Genomic DNA, 1,278 nt, shown 5'->3' with positions numbered 1-1,278 from the left:
TACCGTACCCGTACCGTAAACCGACACAGGTGGATGAGGAGAGAATCCTAAGGCCGGCGGAAGAAGCATTGTCAAGGAACTCGGCAAAATGGCCCCGTAACTTAGGGATAAGGGGTGCCTGGGAAACCAGGCCGCAGAGAATAGGCTCAAGCAACTGTTTAGCAAAAACACAGGTCTATGCGAAACCGAAAGGTGAGGTATATGGGCTGACGCCTGCCCGGTGCTGGAAGGTTAAGAGGAGAGGTTAGCGCAAGCGAAGCTTTGAATTTAAGCCCCAGTAAACGGCGGCCGTAACTATAACGGTCCTAAGGTAGCGAAATTCCTTGTCGGGTAAGTTCCGACCCGCACGAAAGGCGTAATGATTTGAGCGCTGTCTCGACAATGCATCCGGTGAAATTGAAGTACCAGTGAAGATGCTGGTTACCTGCGCCAGGACGGAAAGACCCCATGGAGCTTTACTCCAGTCTGGTACTGGGACTCGGTATTGCATGTACAGGATAGGTGGGAGGCTAGGAGATGGTAACGCCAGTTGCCATGGAGCCGCTGTTGGGATACCACCCTTGCAGTATTGGGTTTCTAACCAGCCGCCGTGACCCGGCGGTGGGACAATGCCAGACGGGGAGTTTGACTGGGGCGGTCGCCTCCGAAAGGGTATCGGAGGCGCCCAAAGGTTCCCTCAGAATGGACGGAAACCATTCGAAGAGTGCAAAGGCAGAAGGGAGCTTGACTGCGACACCGACGGGTGGAGCAGGTACGAAAGTAGGGCTTAGTGATCCGGTGGTATTAAGTGGGAATGCCATCGCTCAACGGATAAAAGCTACCCTGGGGATAACAGGCTTATCACTCCCAAGAGTTCACATCGACGGAGTGGTTTGGCACCTCGATGTCGGCTCATCGCATCCTGGGGCTGTAGTAGGTCCCAAGGGTTGGGCTGTTCGCCCATTAAAGCGGTACGCGAGCTGGGTTCAGAACGTCGTGAGACAGTTCGGTCCCTATCCGGCGTGGGCGTAGGATATCTGAGAGGAGCTGTCCTTAGTACGAGAGGACCGGGATGGACGGGCCGCTGGTGCATCGGTTAGACTGCCAAGTCTACGGCCGAGTAGCCAAGCCCGGAAGGGATAAACGCTGAAGGCATCTAAGCGTGAAGCCCCCCTTAAGATGAGATATCCCATTCGAAAGAAGTAAACCCCCTTGAAGACGACGAGGTAGATAGGGCAGAGGTGGAAGTGCAGCAATGCATGGAGCTGACTGTTACTAATCGGGTGAGGGCTTGACCAA

General features: G+C 54.8%; 1 rRNA gene. It reads left to right on the top strand.

The features are described from left to right. Positions 1-1,278: ribosomal RNA gene (locus tag I4V44_RS17405) — 23S ribosomal RNA — on the top strand; the annotation flags it as partial.

This window comes from Blautia sp. 1001283B150304_161114_C9, from assembly GCF_015668165.1.
Taxonomy (GTDB): domain Bacteria; phylum Bacillota; class Clostridia; order Lachnospirales; family Lachnospiraceae; genus Blautia_A; species Blautia_A wexlerae.
Note: the sequence above shows the minus strand (reverse complement) of the source record. Positions and strands in the feature narration are given on the sequence as shown.